Raw genomic sequence first — 14,722 nt, 5'->3', positions numbered from 1 at the left:
CGCCTCAGGCGCGCGCGCGCACGGGCTGCGCCAAGACCATGCCGAGCCGCAGCGCGGCGTCGGTCACCTCGCTCAGCGGCGGCTGGTAGCCGTTGCCGATCCAGCGCAGCGCGATATGCATCACGCCGCCGACGATGCCGGCCTGGAGCAATTCGTCCGGCGCTGCCTCTTTCGGGGCGATCTGGCGCGCCACCTCGGCGCCGATGGCCTGCAGGGCGGCGTCGAAGGCCTTGTCGACTTCGCGGCTGACGCCGCGGATCTCGACCAGGTAGACGCGCGCCGAGGCCGGGTCGCGCTGGAGGGCGCTGAAATAGGCGTCCAGCATGGCGCGGGCGCGCGCGATACGGCCGCGCCCGGCGCCGGCCGCCGCCGCCGTGATCTCGCCGAAGACCGCGTAGGTGACCGCATTGAAGGAGGTGACGAGCAGTTCTTCGCTGTTCTCGAAGGACTCATAGAAATAGCGTTCGGTGAGCCCGGCCGCCTCGCACACGGCCTTGACGGTGGCCTGGCGGTAGCCGCGCTCGCCATACACGGCGATCGCCGCGGCAATCAGCTTGGCGCGGCGCTCGGCGCGGCGCTGCTCGGGAGAGGCGCCGCGGTAGGCGCGGGAGGCGGTCGGTTCGGTGTTCATGCCGCTATTCTGACATATTTACTTGTCACAAAGAATGTGACAACATACAGTGTCAATTATCAGAATAACAGTGCGAGACACATGCATACCCCTTCATCCTCCAGCCTCGGCGACGGCGACGAGATCCTGGACGTGCTGATCGTCGGCGCCGGCCTGTCCGGCATCGGCGCGGCCGCCATGCTGCAGCGGCGCTGTCCCGGCAAGCGCTACGCCATCCTCGAGGCGCGCGCCGCCATCGGCGGCACCTGGGACTTGTTCCGCTATCCCGGCGTGCGCTCGGACTCCGACATGTACACGCTCGGCTACGGCTTCAAGCCCTGGCTGGCGGCCAAGGCCATCGCAGACGGGCCCGACATCCGCGCCTATATCGAGGACACCGCGCGCAGCCACGGGATCGAGCGCCACATCCGCTTCAATCACAAGGTGGTGCGCGCGTCCTGGTCGAGCGCGGACGCGCTGTGGACGATCGAAGCGGAGACCGGAGACGAGCGTACGCTGCGCACCGTGCGCACGCGCTTCCTGCACATGTGCAGTGGCTACTACAGCTACGACCATGCCTACCGGCCGCGCTTCGAGGGCGAGGACGCCTTTGCCGGGCGCATCGTCCAGCCCCAGTTCTGGCCCCAGGATCTGGACTACGCCGGCAAGCGCGTGGTCGTGATCGGCAGCGGCGCCACCGCCGTCACCCTGGTACCGGCCATGGCGCAGACGGCCGCCCACGTGACCATGCTGCAGCGCTCGCCCACCTATGTGGTCTCGCGTCCCTCCGAATACCGCTTCGCGCGGCGCCTGCAGAAGCGCCTGCCGGCGGGCCTGGCCTACTGGGCCACGCGCTGGCGCGTGATCACCGAATCGATGCTGCTCTACCGCGTCGCGCGCGGCAAGCCGGAACTAGCCAAGCGCAAGATCGTCGAGATGGCGAAGCACCAGCTCGGCCCGAACGTCGACGTCGCCCATTTCACGCCCGACTACAAGCCCTGGGACCAGCGCGTCTGCGTCGTGCCCGACGGCGACCTGTTCCGCGCCCTGACGAAGGGCCAGGCGGAAGTCGTCACCGACCATATCGCGCACTTCACGGAACGCGGCATCGTGCTGCGCTCGGGACGCGAGCTGGAAGCGGACGTCGTCGTCATGGCCACCGGCCTGTCGCTCTCGGTGCTGGGCGGCGCCCGCATCGAGGTCGACGGCCAGCCCTACGCGCCGAGCGAGCACATGGCTTACAAGGGCATGATGCTGAGCGAGATGCCCAACAGCGTCATGACCTTCGGCTACACCAACGCCTCCTGGACGTTGAAAGCCGACCTGACGGCGGGCTGGGTGTGCCGCCTGCTGCAGCACATGGACCGCAGCGGCCAGGCGATCGCCGTGGTACGGCGCGACCCGGGCGTGGCGGACGAGCCCTTCCTCAGCTTCACCTCCGGCTACGTGCAGCGCGCCCAGGCCCTGCTGCCGAAGCAGGGATCGCGCCGCCCCTGGCAGGTCTACCAAAACTATTTACAGGACATGTTCACCATCCGCTTCGGCCGCATCGCCGACGGCGTGATGCGCTTCGGGCCGAAAGGACAGCTACCATGAACGTATCGAACCGGGTCGCCGTCATCACCGGTGCCGGCAGCGGCATCGGCCGCGCCACCGCGCTGGCGCTGGCGCGCCGCTCCTGCCACCTGGCCCTGGCCGACATCGACGCCGCCGGCCTGAAGGAAACCGCCGCGCAGCTGGCCAACCTCGGCGTGCGCGTCTCCACCCACGCGCTGGACGTGGCCGACCGCGCCGCCGTGCGCGCGCTGCCGGCCCAGGTGCTCGACGCCCACGGCCGGGTCGACCTGCTGGTCAACAATGCGGGCGTGGCCCTGGGCGGCACCTTCGAACAGGTGAGCGAGGACGATTTCGACTGGCTCATCGACATCAATTTCAACGGCGTGGTGCGCATGACGCGCGCCTTCCTGCCGCTGCTGCGCGCGAGCGACGAGGCGCGCATCGTCAACGTCTCGAGCATCTACGGCATCGTCTCGCCGCCGGGGCAGGCGGCCTACTCGGCCAGCAAGTTCGCGGTGCGCGGCTTTTCCAACGCGCTGCGCCACGAGCTCGAAGGCAGCACCGTCGGCGTGAGCGTGGTGCATCCGGGCGGCGTGGCGACTTCCATCGCCCGCAACGCCCGCGTGCCCGCCGACACCCCGCCGGACGAGATCGCGCGCGGGCGCAAGATCGCGGAGAAGCTGCTGCGTCTCGCGCCCGAAGCCGCCGGCGAGATCATCGCGCGCGGCATCGAGCGGCGCCAGTCGCGCATCCTGGTCGGGAGCGACGCCAAGGTGGTCTCGCTCCTCGAACGCATTTCCCCTGTTAATTACTGGCGTATCCTCAAGAAAGCGACCGCCCGATGAAAATCCTGTTCCTCGTACTCGCGCTGTTCGTCCTCGTCTTCATTGTCCTGGCCTGGTTCACCGGCCGCACCGCGCGCCGCATCGAAGCCTTCCTGCCGGCCCGGGGGTGGTTCGTGGACGTGCCCGGCGCGCGCCTGCATATCCGCGAGGCCGGCGTCGGCCCGGCGATCCTGCTGGTGCACGGTCTCGGCGGCCAGTCGGCCCACTTCGACTACGGCGTATTCGAAACGCTGGCGCGCAATCACCGGGTCATCGCGGTCGACCGGCCCGGCTCCGGCTGGTCCGAGCGCGTCCCCGGCACGCCGGCCGATCTCTCGACCCAGGCGGCCGCGCTGGCAGCGCTGATCGGCTCCCTGGGCCTGGAGCGCCCGACCGTGGCCGGGCATTCGCTGGGCGGCGCGGTCGCGCTCACCCTCGCGCTCGAGCATCCCGACAAGGTCGGGGCGCTGGCCCTGATCGCGCCGCTGACCCATGTGCAGAGCGCGCCGCCCGAGGTGTTCCGCGCGCTGGCAATCGGCTCGCCCTGGCTGCGTACCCTGTTCGCCTGGACGCTGGCCACGCCGGGCGCGATCGCCGGGGGCAAGAAGGTGCTGGCCACGGTGTTCGCCCCCGAAAGCGTGCCGCGCGATTTTCCCGTCAAAGGCGGCGGCATGCTCAGCCTGCGTCCGCGCCAGTTCCTGGCCGCCTCCAGCGACATGCAGGCCCTGCCCGCCCACATGCCGCGCCTGGTGGATCGCTACGGCCAGCTGGCCGTGCCGACGGGCGTGCTGTATGGCCGCGGCGACGCCATCCTGGCCTGGGAAGAGCACGGCCAGGCCCTGGCCGACAAGGTGCCGGGGCTGCGCCTGGAACTGGTCGAGGGCGGCCACATGCTGCCGGTGACCCAGCCGCAGGCGGTGGCCGACTTCGTTTCGCGCTGCGCGCAATTCGCCGCGCCGGAGCGGGCCGCCGGCTGAGCCTCGGCCGCACGCGCGCACGCGCCGAAGCCTGAACCGGTATCATCTGTGCTTCTTGTCCGCCGGCGCGACGCCGGCCGGGCGGCTTCAAACGGAACAGGCACGGGAGTTCAGCATGGTAGTGGTAACACATAGCGGCAAGTTTCACGCGGACGACGCATGGGCGGTGGCCGTCCTCTTCATCCTGTACCCGGACAGCCACCTGGTGCGCACGCGCGACACGGCTACCATCGAGGCGGCCGACTTCGCCATCGACGTCGGCGGCATCCACGACCCGAGCACGGGCCGCTTCGACCACCATCAGAAGGGTTTCGATACGGCGCGCCAGAGCGGCGTGCCCTACGCCAGCGCAGGTCTGGTCTGGCGCGAATACGGCGCGCGCTGCGTCGCGGCGCTGGCTCTGGAACACGCCGGCCACACCCTGTCGCCGGATGCGGCCCAGCAGATGGCGTATGCGATCGACGCCGACATCGTCCAGTACCTGGATCTGTCGGATGTCGGCGCGGCCAAGAACGCGCCCGGCGGCTATGGCCTGTCGGCGGTGGTCTCGGGTTTCAATCCGAACTGGATGGACGAGCAGCGCCTGGGCTACGGCGAAGCCTCCGACGCCTACCGCCTGAGCCAGTTCCGCAAGGCGATGGCGCTCCTCACCGATATCATGATCAATGCCGTCAAGTACCGCGTCGGCGCCCTGCTGGCTTTGGCCCAGGTGCGCGGAGCGGAGGTGCTCGAGGGCGGCCGCGTGCTGTTCCTGGATAACGGCGCCCTGCCCTGGACGGCCGTGGTGCGCAAGGAGATGCCGAAGGTGCTCTTCGTGATCAGCCACAGCATCGCCGAGCAGCGCTACATGATCCATACGGTGCCGGTCAGCGCCGAGAGTTTCGACGCCAGGGCCGACCTGCCCGAAGCCTGGGCCGGCCTGCGCGACGCCGACCTGGCGCGCGCCAGCGGCGTGCCGGACGCCACCTTCTGCCACAACGGGCGCTTCATCGCCGCCGCCAAATCCTACGAGGGCATCCGCGCGCTGGCGCGCCTGGCGCTGCAGGAAGTCGACCACGCGCTGCTGCCCGGCCACGCCTGCTGAAGGCCGGCGCCCATGTTTTCGATCGTCCTCAACCTCGTCGGCACCCTGTTCCACTTCTATGTCGCACACCGCCTGTTCGCCCTGATCCCGGTGCGCGCACGCATTCCCGCCAAGGCCTGGTGGCTGGGCGCGCTGCTGGTCTGGCTCGTCTACATCGGCGGCGTGCAGCTGGGCGACGAGGCGCTCGACTGGCGCTGGTGGCCGGGGCAGTTCGCGCTCACCTGGCTCGGCATCCTGTTCGTGATGACCCTGTGCCTGCTGCCGGCCGACATCGTCACCGGTTTCGGCTTCTGGTGGCGCGCGCGGGCCCAGCGCCTGCTCGCGATCGGCGCACTGGCGGGCGTGCTGCTGAGCGCCTATGCGATCTTCCAGGGCGTGCGCGCCCCGGTCGTGGTGGACTACGAGGTGGCCATGCCGAAGCTGCCGGCGGCCCTCGATGGCACGGTGCTGGTGATGGTCACCGACCTGCACCTGGGCGCCCAGCGCCGGGCCGACTGGATGGAGAAACGCGTCGCCCAGATCAATGCCCTGCAGCCGGCCGCCGTGCTGATGGTGGGCGACCAGGTCGAGGACAATCCGCTGGGCGAGCCGCGCCTGGCGAACGTGCTGCGCGGCCTCCAGGCCTCGCGTGGGGTCTGGGCCGTGACCGGCAACCACGAATTCTACGGCGACGTCGAGACGACGGTGCGCGAATTCGAGGAAGGCGGCGTGCGCTGGCTGCGCGACGCGCAAGTGGAACTGGCGCCGGGCCTGATGCTGGCGGGGATCGAGGACGTGGGGCGCGCCATGCGGCGCGAAGGGCAAATCACGGGCGGCCTGGCGGGCGTTCTGCCGGCGCCGGTCGACAAGGCCACCATCCTGCTCTCGCATATTCCGGCCGCGCCCGTGCTCGAGATGGCGTCCGCGCGCGGGGTCGGTCTGATGGTGTCGGGCCATACCCACGGCGGCCAGATCTGGCCATTCAGCTACCTGGTGCAGCGGCGCTTCCCGCAACTGGTCGGCCAGCACGCGCTCGGGCCGCTGGCGCTGGTCATCAGCCGCGGCGCCGGCAGCTGGGGGCCGCGCATGCGCCTGTGGCAGCCGGGCGAGATCGTGCGGATCACGCTGCGCGCGCCGCGCTAGCGGGCGCGCTCCGGCCAGGACAAGCGTCAGCGATTCTGCTGGCCCTTGTTCCCCTTGTCGTCGTCGCCGCGGTCTTCCGCGCGGCGCACGGTCTGCCGGTCCTGGACGCCCGACTGGCGGTTGCCCTGTGCGCCGCCGCTCAGGTTGCCGATGCCTTCCAGTCCGGTCTCGACCTGTCCCCCGCGCGAATAGCCGGTGTCCTGCTCCTGCGAGGAACCGTCGTCGAGCAGGTCGTCGGTGCGGCTGCCCGATTGCTCGTTGCCGGCCTCGCGCTGCAGCTTGCCGCTGTCGCCGGTGCCGCCCACGCCCATGCTGCCGGCGCTGCTGGTGCCGTTCTTGGTGATCTGATCCCAGGAACGGCCCTTGGCATCCTTCTTGTCGTCGTAAGTGGACATCGTGTTCTCCTCATGCGTTGATATACATGCATGATAGTGTGCGCGCGCGAGAGGACTAGCGGCGCACGGGAGGGCGCGTTGTAGGACTCGGCCGTATGAACCTCATGGCCAAAAAAAAGGCGTCCCCTGGGACGCCGCTCGCTTCGGTTCAAGCCCGGTTATTTTTTGAAGTACAGCACGCGGCCGGTCAGCTTGATGTTGCCGGCGCCGGTGATCATGTCTTCACCGCCGGTCAGGGTGCCGCCGCCGGTCATCTTGGCGTACTTGCCGGTGCCGCCGGTGACCTGGAAGGTCGCACCGGAGAAGACGTATTTCGCGCCCTCGCCCGTCGGCACGAACTGGCCGCTGTAGTTGGCGTAGATCTGGTCGCCCGAGGTGGTCATGACGATGAACTTGCCGCCGCTGAAGTTGAACAGCGGGCCGACCGGGGTGATGCAGTCAGTCGCGATGAAGACGACTTTGCCGCCCATCATCTTGCTGTCGCCATGGCCGCTGATCGTGCCGCCGAATTTGGACAGGCAGCGGTCGGCCGGGCCGACTGCTTCCACCAGCACGCCTTCGACGTCGAGCGGCTCGACGACCCAGCTTCCCGCAGAGGCCGTGGCCGAGGCCGCCAGCAGAAGGGTGACGGCGGCTGGACGGGCGATCGTGCGCAGGAAGGAAGTGAACATGTGTGTCTCCGGAGTTGAATAGGATTTAATAATATCTTTTTTGCAAAAATTGTCGCGCACACTCAACAGTGCGTGTGGTTCTCAAGATACATGTCTTTTCGGCAATATTGACAGCCTGGCGTGCGCCGGTTACTGCCGGGCTGCGTTAGCGTGTGGAGCGTGCAATCAGAATGGAGAAACCATGCGTGTCGCCACCTTCAACATCAACGGCATCGGCAGCCGCCTGCCTGCGCTGCTCGACTATCTCGAAGAGAAAAAGCCGGATGTGGCCTGTCTGCAGGAGCTGAAGGCGCCGCAGGAACGCTTCCCGCTGGCGGAGATCAACGCAGCTGGCTACGGCGCGATCTGGCAGGGGCAAAAGAGCTGGAACGGGGTCGCGATCCTGGCGCGCGGCGTGGATCCGGTCGAGGTCACGCGCGGCCTGCCGGGCGACGACAGCGACAAGCAGAGCCGCTACCTGGAAGCGGTGGTGAACGATATCGTCGTTGCCTGCCTGTATCTACCGAATGGCAATCCGGCGCCGGGGCCGAAATTCGACTACAAGCTGGCCTGGTTCGAGCGCCTGATCGCGCGCGCGCAGCAATTGATCGACACCGGCGCGCCGGTCGTCATCGCGGGCGACTACAACGTCATGCCGACCGAGCTGGACGTCTACAAGCCGGAACGCTGGCTGACCGACGCCTTGTTCCGTCCCGAATCGCGCGAGGCTTTCCACCGGCTGATCGGCCAGGGCTGGACGGATTCGCTGCGCGCCATGCATCCGGACGAAGTCATTTACACCTTCTACGATTACTTCCGCGATGCCTACGGCCGCAACGCCGGGCTGCGCATCGACCACCTGTTGCTCAGCCCTGCCCTGGCGCCGGCCTTGCGCGCGGCCGGAACGGATCACGACATTCGCGGCAAGGCGAAGCCGAGCGACCACGTGCCGACCTGGATCGAGCTGGACTTGAGCGCATTGGCGACGCAGAAAGCCGCCGGGAAACGGTGATCAGCGGCCGCTGCGGTCGGCCAGGAACTGCCGGGCGCGCGGATGCTGTGGCTGCGTGAAGAATTCTTCCGGCGCGGCGCGCTCGAGGATGCGCCCTTCGCTCATGAACAGGACGCGGTCGGCCACGTCGCGCGCGAAACCCATCTCGTGGGTGACGCAGACCATGGTCATGCCCTGATCGGCGAGCCGGCGCATCACCTGCAGCACTTCGCCCACCATTTCCGGATCGAGCGCGCTGGTGGGCTCGTCGAAGAGCATCACCGGCGGGCGCATGGCCAGCGCGCGGGCGATGGCCACGCGCTGCTGCTGGCCGCCGGACAGTTCGTGCGGATAGGCGTTTGCCTTGTGCGCGAGGCCGACGCCGTCGAGCAGCTCCATGGCATAGGCACGCGCCTCGGCCGTGCCGGCGCGTTTGAGGTTGACGGGCGCCAGCATGCAGTTCTCCAGGCTTGTGAGGTGCGGGAACAGATTAAAGTGCTGGAATACGAAGCCGATGCCGGCGCGCAGGGCGTTCACGTCGAGTCCGCGCGCATGGATGTCGCGCCCGTCGATGGCGATGCGCCCGCCGTCGATCTCCTCGAGCCGGTTGAGGGTGCGGATCAGGGTCGATTTGCCCGAACCCGACGGGCCGCACACGACGACCACTTCGTTCTTCTCGACGCGTTCGGTGACGTCGACGAGGGCGTGATACTGACCGTACCACTTGTTGACGCCTTCGAGCGCGATCATGACATTTCCTTTGCCGATTCTGCAGAAACAAGTGCCGGGCGCCGGCCCAGGCGGCGCTCGAGCAGGAAGGCCAGGCGCGACAGGCCGAAGCACAGGATGAAATAGGTCGCCGCCAGCACGATATACACTTCCACCGCCTTGGTGAACACCAGGGTATTGACCTGGGTGGCGATAAAGGACACTTCCGACAGGCCGATAATGTAGCCGAGCGAGGTGGCCTTGATGGTCGCCACCAGCTGGCTCACCAGCGAAGGGGAGACATGGCGCAGCGCCTGCGGCAGGATCACCAGGCGCAGCGCCTGGGCATACGACAGTCCCAGCGAGCGCGCCCCTTCCAGCTGCCCTTTCGGCAGCGCCTTGATGCCGGCGCCGACGATCTCGGCCAGGTAGACGGCGTCGAACAGGACAAGGGTCATCAGCATGGTCGTCGCCTGGCCCGTCTTCACGCCGGTCACGGCCGGCAGGAAGAAATAGGCCCAGAACACGACCAGCAGCAGCGGCACGGCGCGTACGAGCTGCACCAGCACGGCGACGGGCCAGCGCACGGCGCGGTAGGGGCTCACGCGCGCCACGCCCAGCACCAGGCCGAGCGGCATGGCGAGGATCAGCGCGGCGGCGGACAGGAGGACGGTCAGCGACAGGCCGCCGAGCGGCCCGTTCGGATACTGCCCGACGAGGAAATACAGCCAATAGTCTTGTATGAGTTCGAGCATGGCCGTCTCAGATCGTCCGCACCGGGAAGCGGCGCGCGTACAGCTGCGCGGCCAGCGAAATCGCCAGCGACACCGTCAGGTAGGCCAGCGTGGCAAAGGTGAACGCTTCGACGCTGCGGAAGGTCGCGGTCTCCACGCGCGCGGCCTGGTACATCATCTCGGCGGCGCCGATCACGGTGGCGACGCTGGTGTCCTTCCACAGGTTGACCGTTTGCGACAGCAGCGGCGGCACCGCGATGCGGATCGCTTGCGGCAGCAGCACCAGGCGCAGCGCGGCGATGCGGCCCAGGCCCAGCGAGCGCGCCGCTTCCATCTGGGCGGCGGGCACGGCGCGGATGCCGCTGCGGATGTCCTCGGCCATGTGCACGCCCGCGTACAAGCTCAGCGCGATGGTGGCGCAGATGAATTCGGGATTGCTGTCGTAGAGGGCCAGCTTGACCGTCTCGGGAAGCAGTTCGGGGAAGGCGAAATACCAGAACAGCAGGTGCGCCAGCAGCGGCACATTGCGGATGCCCTCGACGATGGCCGCGCCGGCGCCGCGCAGCACCCGGCTGCCCGAGGTGCGCATCAGCGCGATCGCCACGCCCAGCGGCAGCGCGATCACGAAGCTGGCCGCCAGCAGCTGCAGCGAAAGAACGAGGCCTTGCACCAGCCAGTCGTGGTATTGCCCCGACTGAATCAGGCTTGCGTCGAAAAACGTCAAAAGAGGCTACTCAGATCTTGTCGGTATGGATGGTAAAGGCGCGCTTGGCGATGTTCGGGCGCGTGCCCGGGCCATACCACTTGTTGAACAGGGCATTGGCCGCGCCGCTCGCCTCCAGCTCGCGCAGGGTGGCGTCGACCACGGCTTTCAGCCCCTTCTCCCCCTTGCGCAGGCCGAGCGCGATCGACTCGACGCCGATGCTGCTCGGCAGGATGGTGAAGTTCTTCGCGTTCGGGCCCAGCTTGCCGTAGTCGGCCAGCAGCGAGGATTCGTCGTTCACGTAGGCGATGCCCTTGCCCTGCTGCAGGGCCTGGAAGGCTTGCTGGGTGTTCTCGAAGGTGACGACGGTGGCGCTCGGCACGGCGGCGCGGATGTTGGTTTCCTGGGTGCCGCCGCGCACCGTGACCACCTTCTTGCCGGCCAGTTGCGGCAGCGCGGTGACGCCGCTGGCGGCGCGCACCATGACCTTCGAGCCGGTCACGAAATGGGTCAGCGCGAAGTCGACCTGCGATTCGCGCTCCTTGTTGTGGGTGAGCGTGGCGGCCAGCACGTCGACATGGCCTTGCTGCAGCTCAGGGATGCGCGCCGCGACCGACATCTGCTTGAACCTTGGGGTGACGCCGATTTTCTTGGCTACGGCCTTGGCCAGGTCGATCTCGTAGCCGACCAGTTCGCGCGTCTTCGGGTCGATGAAACTGTTCGGCTCGTCGGTGCCGAGGACGCCGAAGACGATCTCGCCCTTCTTCTTGATGTCCGCCAGCTGGTCGGCCTGGACGGCGCCCGCCAGGGCGAATTGGGCGGAAAGCGCGATTGCGCAGGCAAGCAGGGTGCGGCGGGTGGCCATGGAAACTCCGGGGTCGTGAATGGACGAACCAGCGAGTATACGCGATGTGAATGAACGGACGAAGGATCGAATTCCCATAAGAACATGTGCATCTGGCATAAAGACCCGCCCTGCCCGACTGCCAAGCGCGCTCTCCCAAAGTAGACAGAATGAAACATGCAATCCCCGGCCGATAGCATAGAATTCACATTGCCAAGCTTGACATTGCCGTTTTCATCGGTCTGGCCCAGCCGATGAGGTTTCAAGAATAAAAAGTTGTCCGACGAAAGACCCGTACCATGAACTATCCCGACGATATCCTGATGGCCTATGCCGACGGCGCCCTGGCCGAACCTTTGCGCAGCGAGGTGGAACGCGCCGTGCGCGCCGATCCGGCGCTGGCCGCCATCGTCGAACAGCACCGCGCCCGGCGCCGCGCCATCGTGGCCGGCGAACCGGGGCCGGCGCGCCCGCAGCCGGCGGCCACCGGCAAGGTACTGTCGCTGGAAGCGGCGCGCAGCGCCCGTGCTCGGGTCGCCGCTCCGCCGCCGGCGCCCGCCCCGGCCGCGCCCAGCGCCTGGCCGCGCTGGGGCGCGCTCACCGCAGCCCTGGTGCTGGGTGTGCTGGCCGGCAGCTTCTGGTTCGACGGCAGCAGCGGCGAGGGCAGCATGGTCACGGCCCAGGCCGACGGGCGCCTGGTGGCGCGCGGTCAGCTGGCCGGCGCGCTGGCGCGCCAGCTGGCGACCGATCCGGCGCCGACCAGCCCGGTGCGCATCGGCGTCAGTTTCGCCACCCGCGCCGGCGGCTACTGCCGCAGCTTCAGCATCGGCGCCAGCACGGGCCTGGCCTGCCGCGACGGCGAGACCTGGCGTATTCCGGTGCTGAGCGAAGCGAAGGCTGCGCGCGGCGAGGCGCGCCCGGCCGCGGGCGTGACGCCGGTAGCCGTGCTCGACGCCATCGACGAGCGCATCGCCGGCACGCCCTTGAACGCGGCCGCTGAACGGGCCGCGCGCGACCGCGGCTGGAAGCGGTGAGGGCGGCGCTCATCTTTGTTACAGCATCGGCATCGAAGAAAGACGCCGTTTACTGAAAATTTTCGCGAGGAATACCTTGAGCAGGGCCCTAGGGTGGGCAGGTTCCCCGCCCACGCATTCAACGCACGGTTGCCTGGACGCAGTGCATTTAGAACCGTATAGGTTTGCTTAAGGATTGGCGCGCAGGCCCTTCGCTCGCTGATTGAACGCGCGGGCGGGAGACCCGCCCACCCTACGGGTAAACGAGAACCGGTAGAGGTATGCTCCTAAGCTCCGTTCTTCCGCGCCCGCTCCTCCAGCAGCGCCCTCTCCCGCGCATTCGCCGCCATCCCCGCCGCCCGCCTGAACTCCGCGGCCGCTTCCGCGTGCCGCCCCAGCTTTTCCAGCAAATCCCCGCGCACGCTCGGCAGCCACTGGTAGCGCTCCAGCGCGCCGCTGGAAGCCAGCGCATCGACCAGCGCCAGCCCGGCCGCCGGCCCCTCGGCCATGCCGACCGCCACCGCCCGATTCAGTTCGACCACCGGCGAGGGACTCACCCGCGCCAGCGCGCCGTACAAGGAAGCGATCCGCGCCCAGTCGGTCTCCTCCGCCGTGCGCGCACGGGCGTGGCAGGCGGCGATCGCGGCTTGGAGCGTGTATGGCCCGGGCTCGCCCAACAGCTCGGCGCGTGCGAGCGCCGCCAGGCCGCGGCGGATCAGGATGCCGTCCCAGCGCGCCCTGTCCTGTTCCAGCAGCAGCACCGGCCGGCCCACGGCGTCGACCCGGGCCGCCGCGCGCGAGGCCTGCAGTTCCATCAGGGCGACCAGTCCCTGCGCTTCCGGCTCGCGCGGCGCCAGTCCGGCCAACATACGGCCCAAACGCAGGGCCTCGTCCTGCAGTTCCATGCGCATCCAGTCGCCGCCGCTGGTGGCCGTATAGCCCTCGTTGAAGATCAGGTAGACGACTTCCAGCACGGAAGCGAGGCGCTCCCCCAGTTCTTCCGGCGGCGGCAGCTCGAAGGGCACGCGCGCCTGGCCGAGGCTGCGCTTGGCGCGCACGATGCGCTGGGCGACCGTCGGCTCGGGCACGAGGAAGGCGCGCGCGATCTCCTGGGTGCTGAGCCCTCCGAGCAGTTTCAGGGTCAATGCCACCCGCGCCTCGGTCGGGAGGATCGGGTGGCAGGCGGTGAACATCAGCCGCAGCAGGTCGTCATGGACGACGTCGTTGCGGGCGGCGTCGAGGTCGTCGACAAAGTCGGGCACAACATGCGCCTCCTGCGCTTCGAGGTCGTGGCCGATCTGCACGCACTTCTCGCGAAACACCTTGTCGCGGCGCAGGTGGTCGAGCGCCGCGTTCTTCGCCGTGCGCATCAGCCAGGCGCCCGGATTATCGGGGATGCCGCAGGCCGGCCAGGTTTCCAGCGCGGCGACCAGGGCGTCGCCGGCCAGCTCCTCGGCCAGGCCGATGTCGCGCACCAGGCGCGCGACGCCGGCGACGATCTTGGCCGACTCGATGCGCCAGACGGCGCCGATGGCCTGATCGACCGCATGTGGCGTCGGCCTCGCCATCAGTCTCCCTGCGCCAGCGGTGCCATCGCGGCCGGATCCATCCACGCCAGCTCCCAGATATGGCCGTCCGGATCCTCGAAACCGTGGCCGTACATGAAGCCGTGGTCGCGCGCCGGATTGGGCGCGCGCCCGCCCGCGGCCAGGGCCTTCGACACCAGGGCGTCGACTTCCGCACGGCTTTCGCACGACAGGCAGGTCAGCACCTCGGTCGCCTCCCTGGCGTCGGCCAGCGGCTTGTTGGTGAAGGTCTTGAAGAAGGGCTCGACCAGCAGCATGGCGAAGATGTTTTCGCCGATGACCAGGCAGGCCCCGTCGTCGTTACTGAATTCCGGATTGAAGCTGAAGCCGAGGCTGGTAAAGAACTGGCGGCTGCGCGCCAGGTCTTTCACCGGCAGGTTCACGAAAATATGCTTGTGCATGGCGTCTCCTTTGTCGTGATTAATCGACGGTTCAGGACTGCGCGGCCTGGCCGGCCTCGAGTTCGCGGAAACGATCCAGCGCATCGGAAGGCGTGAAGTCGTCGAGCTCGAACACCTGGCGTAGCTCGATTTCGGCGTCGATGTTTTCGCCGCGCGGGTTGGGGAACCGGCGCGCCCATTCCAGCGCCTCTTCGCGGGTGCGCACGCTGATCATGGTGTAGCCTGCGATCATTCCCTTCGACTCGGTGAAGGGGCCGTCGACCACGCTGCGCTCCTTGCCCTGGTAGCGGATGCGCCAGCCCTGGCTGCTCGGGTGCAGGCCGTTGGCGTCGAGCAGCACGCCGGCGCGCGCCAGTTCGCCGTGGTAGTCGGCCATCGCGTTGAGCAGGGTTTCCTCGGGCATGCAGCCGGCTTCGGACTCGGGGGTGGCCTTGACGATGATCATGAAACGCATGGTGCTCTCCTGTGGGATCCGGGCGCGGCGATGGCCGCGCAGTGACCGTTCTTGCACATACGACGAACC

The 14,722-nt window shown here is 68.2% G+C and carries 17 protein-coding genes; 7 read left to right on the top strand and 10 right to left on the bottom strand.

All coding sequences use genetic code 11. The features are described 5' to 3' along the window. Window positions 1–4 precede the first annotated feature (4 nt). On the bottom strand, window positions 5–631 hold the full coding sequence (locus ASF77_RS05010) for a TetR/AcrR family transcriptional regulator (RefSeq protein ID WP_056335283.1): 627 nt from the start codon (window positions 629–631) through the stop codon (window positions 5–7). A gap of 81 nt (window positions 632–712) precedes the next feature. Between ASF77_RS05010 and ASF77_RS05005 the strand changes: the two genes are divergently transcribed. The 5 genes from ASF77_RS05005 (at window position 713) to ASF77_RS04985 (ending at window position 6,174) form a co-directional block, all read left to right on the top strand. Then, on the top strand, window positions 713–2,206 hold the full coding sequence (locus ASF77_RS05005) for an NAD(P)/FAD-dependent oxidoreductase (protein WP_056335280.1): 1,494 nt from the start codon (window positions 713–715) through the stop codon (window positions 2,204–2,206). After that, on the top strand, window positions 2,203–3,012 hold the full coding sequence (locus ASF77_RS05000; RefSeq protein ID WP_056335276.1) for an SDR family oxidoreductase: 810 nt from the start codon (window positions 2,203–2,205) through the stop codon (window positions 3,010–3,012). The genes ASF77_RS05005 and ASF77_RS05000 overlap by 4 nt, the downstream gene beginning before the upstream one ends. After that, window positions 3,009–3,968 carry an alpha/beta fold hydrolase gene (locus ASF77_RS04995; RefSeq protein ID WP_056335273.1) on the top strand — a complete coding sequence of 320 codons (960 nt, stop codon included), beginning with the start codon at window positions 3,009–3,011 and terminating at the stop codon, window positions 3,966–3,968. The genes ASF77_RS05000 and ASF77_RS04995 overlap by 4 nt, the downstream gene beginning before the upstream one ends. 115 nt (window positions 3,969–4,083) lie before the next feature. Continuing rightward, window positions 4,084–5,052, top strand: coding sequence for an MYG1 family protein (locus ASF77_RS04990; RefSeq protein WP_056335270.1), 969 nt, complete (start codon window positions 4,084–4,086; stop codon window positions 5,050–5,052). Between the two features lie 12 nt (window positions 5,053–5,064). After that, window positions 5,065–6,174 carry a metallophosphoesterase gene (locus ASF77_RS04985; RefSeq protein ID WP_056335266.1) on the top strand — a complete coding sequence of 370 codons (1,110 nt, stop codon included), beginning with the start codon at window positions 5,065–5,067 and terminating at the stop codon, window positions 6,172–6,174. Window positions 6,175–6,200: 26 nt separating this feature from the next. On the opposite strand, the gene ASF77_RS04980 is transcribed toward ASF77_RS04985, so the two are convergent. Next, on the bottom strand, window positions 6,201–6,569 hold the full coding sequence (locus ASF77_RS04980) for a hypothetical protein (protein ID WP_056335263.1): 369 nt from the start codon (window positions 6,567–6,569) through the stop codon (window positions 6,201–6,203). A gap of 158 nt (window positions 6,570–6,727) precedes the next feature. Then, window positions 6,728–7,240 (bottom strand): hypothetical protein, encoded by a 513-nt coding sequence (locus ASF77_RS04975; RefSeq protein WP_056335261.1) that lies wholly within the window; start codon window positions 7,238–7,240, stop codon window positions 6,728–6,730. Window positions 7,241–7,421: 181 nt separating this feature from the next. On the opposite strand from ASF77_RS04975, the gene xth reads away from it, so the two are divergent. Beyond that, window positions 7,422–8,231, top strand: a complete 810-nt coding sequence (xth, locus tag ASF77_RS04970) for an exodeoxyribonuclease III (RefSeq protein WP_056335258.1) — start codon at window positions 7,422–7,424, stop codon at window positions 8,229–8,231. On the opposite strand, the gene ASF77_RS04965 is transcribed toward xth, so the two are convergent. The 4 genes from ASF77_RS04965 to ASF77_RS04950 are packed head-to-tail and all read right to left on the bottom strand — an operon-like array spanning window position 8,232 to window position 11,220. Then, on the bottom strand, window positions 8,232–8,960 hold the full coding sequence (locus ASF77_RS04965; RefSeq protein WP_056335255.1) for an amino acid ABC transporter ATP-binding protein: 729 nt from the start codon (window positions 8,958–8,960) through the stop codon (window positions 8,232–8,234). Further along, a complete protein-coding gene (locus ASF77_RS04960) occupies window positions 8,957–9,673 on the bottom strand; it encodes an amino acid ABC transporter permease (RefSeq protein WP_056335252.1) in 717 nt (238 codons plus the stop codon). Before ASF77_RS04960 ends, ASF77_RS04965 begins: the two co-directional genes overlap by 4 nt. Window positions 9,674–9,680: 7 nt before the next feature. Continuing rightward, complete coding sequence (locus ASF77_RS04955) at window positions 9,681–10,376, bottom strand: amino acid ABC transporter permease (RefSeq protein ID WP_056335249.1); 696 nt, start codon at window positions 10,374–10,376, stop codon at window positions 9,681–9,683. 10 nt (window positions 10,377–10,386) lie between these two features. Beyond that, window positions 10,387–11,220 carry an ABC transporter substrate-binding protein gene (locus ASF77_RS04950; protein WP_056335246.1) on the bottom strand — a complete coding sequence of 278 codons (834 nt, stop codon included), beginning with the start codon at window positions 11,218–11,220 and terminating at the stop codon, window positions 10,387–10,389. A 278-nt stretch (window positions 11,221–11,498) separates the two neighbouring features. Here ASF77_RS04950 and ASF77_RS04945 point away from each other — a divergent pair, with 278 nt between their 5' ends. Continuing rightward, entirely contained in the window at window positions 11,499–12,233 is a 735-nt protein-coding gene (locus tag ASF77_RS04945) for a hypothetical protein (RefSeq protein WP_056335243.1), read from the top strand. A 266-nt stretch (window positions 12,234–12,499) separates the two neighbouring features. On the opposite strand, the gene ASF77_RS04940 is transcribed toward ASF77_RS04945, so the two are convergent. The 3 genes from ASF77_RS04940 to ASF77_RS04930 are packed head-to-tail and all read right to left on the bottom strand — an operon-like array spanning window position 12,500 to window position 14,653. After that, the gene (locus tag ASF77_RS04940) at window positions 12,500–13,780 is read right to left on the bottom strand and encodes an RNA polymerase sigma factor (RefSeq protein ID WP_056335239.1); all 1,281 of its coding nucleotides are present in this window, start codon (window positions 13,778–13,780) and stop codon (window positions 12,500–12,502) included. Further along, complete coding sequence (locus ASF77_RS04935; protein WP_056335236.1) at window positions 13,780–14,199, bottom strand: VOC family protein; 420 nt, start codon at window positions 14,197–14,199, stop codon at window positions 13,780–13,782. The genes ASF77_RS04940 and ASF77_RS04935 overlap by 1 nt, the downstream gene beginning before the upstream one ends. Window positions 14,200–14,230: 31 nt before the next feature. After that, complete coding sequence (locus ASF77_RS04930; protein WP_056335232.1) at window positions 14,231–14,653, bottom strand: YciI family protein; 423 nt, start codon at window positions 14,651–14,653, stop codon at window positions 14,231–14,233. Between the last annotated feature and the right edge of the window lie 69 nt (window positions 14,654–14,722).

It is taken from the genome of Massilia sp. Leaf139, assembly GCF_001424165.1.
In the GTDB taxonomy this organism is placed as follows: domain Bacteria; phylum Pseudomonadota; class Gammaproteobacteria; order Burkholderiales; family Burkholderiaceae_D; genus Telluria.
This window is presented reverse-complemented; position numbering and strand designations above follow the sequence as displayed.

What these genes read in the sequence shown, in the direction of transcription:
- ASF77_RS04935 (WP_056335236.1), bottom strand. Translation starts at nt 14,199, where the DNA reads ATGCACAAGCATATTTTCGTGAACCTGCCGGTGAAAGACCTGGCGCGC.
- ASF77_RS05005 (WP_056335280.1), top strand. Translation starts at nt 713, where the DNA reads ATGCATACCCCTTCATCCTCCAGCCTCGGCGACGGCGACGAGATCCTG.
- ASF77_RS04985 (WP_056335266.1), top strand. Translation starts at nt 5,065, where the DNA reads ATGTTTTCGATCGTCCTCAACCTCGTCGGCACCCTGTTCCACTTCTAT.
- ASF77_RS04990 (WP_056335270.1), top strand. Translation starts at nt 4,084, where the DNA reads ATGGTAGTGGTAACACATAGCGGCAAGTTTCACGCGGACGACGCATGG.
- ASF77_RS04995 (WP_056335273.1), top strand. Translation starts at nt 3,009, where the DNA reads ATGAAAATCCTGTTCCTCGTACTCGCGCTGTTCGTCCTCGTCTTCATT.
- ASF77_RS05000 (WP_056335276.1), top strand. Translation starts at nt 2,203, where the DNA reads ATGAACGTATCGAACCGGGTCGCCGTCATCACCGGTGCCGGCAGCGGC.
- ASF77_RS04975 (WP_056335261.1), bottom strand. Translation starts at nt 7,240, where the DNA reads ATGTTCACTTCCTTCCTGCGCACGATCGCCCGTCCAGCCGCCGTCACC.
- ASF77_RS05010 (WP_056335283.1), bottom strand. Translation starts at nt 631, where the DNA reads ATGAACACCGAACCGACCGCCTCCCGCGCCTACCGCGGCGCCTCTCCC.
- ASF77_RS04940 (WP_056335239.1), bottom strand. Translation starts at nt 13,780, where the DNA reads ATGGCGAGGCCGACGCCACATGCGGTCGATCAGGCCATCGGCGCCGTC.
- ASF77_RS04950 (WP_056335246.1), bottom strand. Translation starts at nt 11,220, where the DNA reads ATGGCCACCCGCCGCACCCTGCTTGCCTGCGCAATCGCGCTTTCCGCC.
- ASF77_RS04960 (WP_056335252.1), bottom strand. Translation starts at nt 9,673, where the DNA reads ATGCTCGAACTCATACAAGACTATTGGCTGTATTTCCTCGTCGGGCAG.
- ASF77_RS04980 (WP_056335263.1), bottom strand. Translation starts at nt 6,569, where the DNA reads ATGTCCACTTACGACGACAAGAAGGATGCCAAGGGCCGTTCCTGGGAT.
- ASF77_RS04930 (WP_056335232.1), bottom strand. Translation starts at nt 14,653, where the DNA reads ATGCGTTTCATGATCATCGTCAAGGCCACCCCCGAGTCCGAAGCCGGC.
- ASF77_RS04945 (WP_056335243.1), top strand. Translation starts at nt 11,499, where the DNA reads ATGAACTATCCCGACGATATCCTGATGGCCTATGCCGACGGCGCCCTG.
- xth (WP_056335258.1), top strand. Translation starts at nt 7,422, where the DNA reads ATGCGTGTCGCCACCTTCAACATCAACGGCATCGGCAGCCGCCTGCCT.
- ASF77_RS04965 (WP_056335255.1), bottom strand. Translation starts at nt 8,960, where the DNA reads ATGATCGCGCTCGAAGGCGTCAACAAGTGGTACGGTCAGTATCACGCC.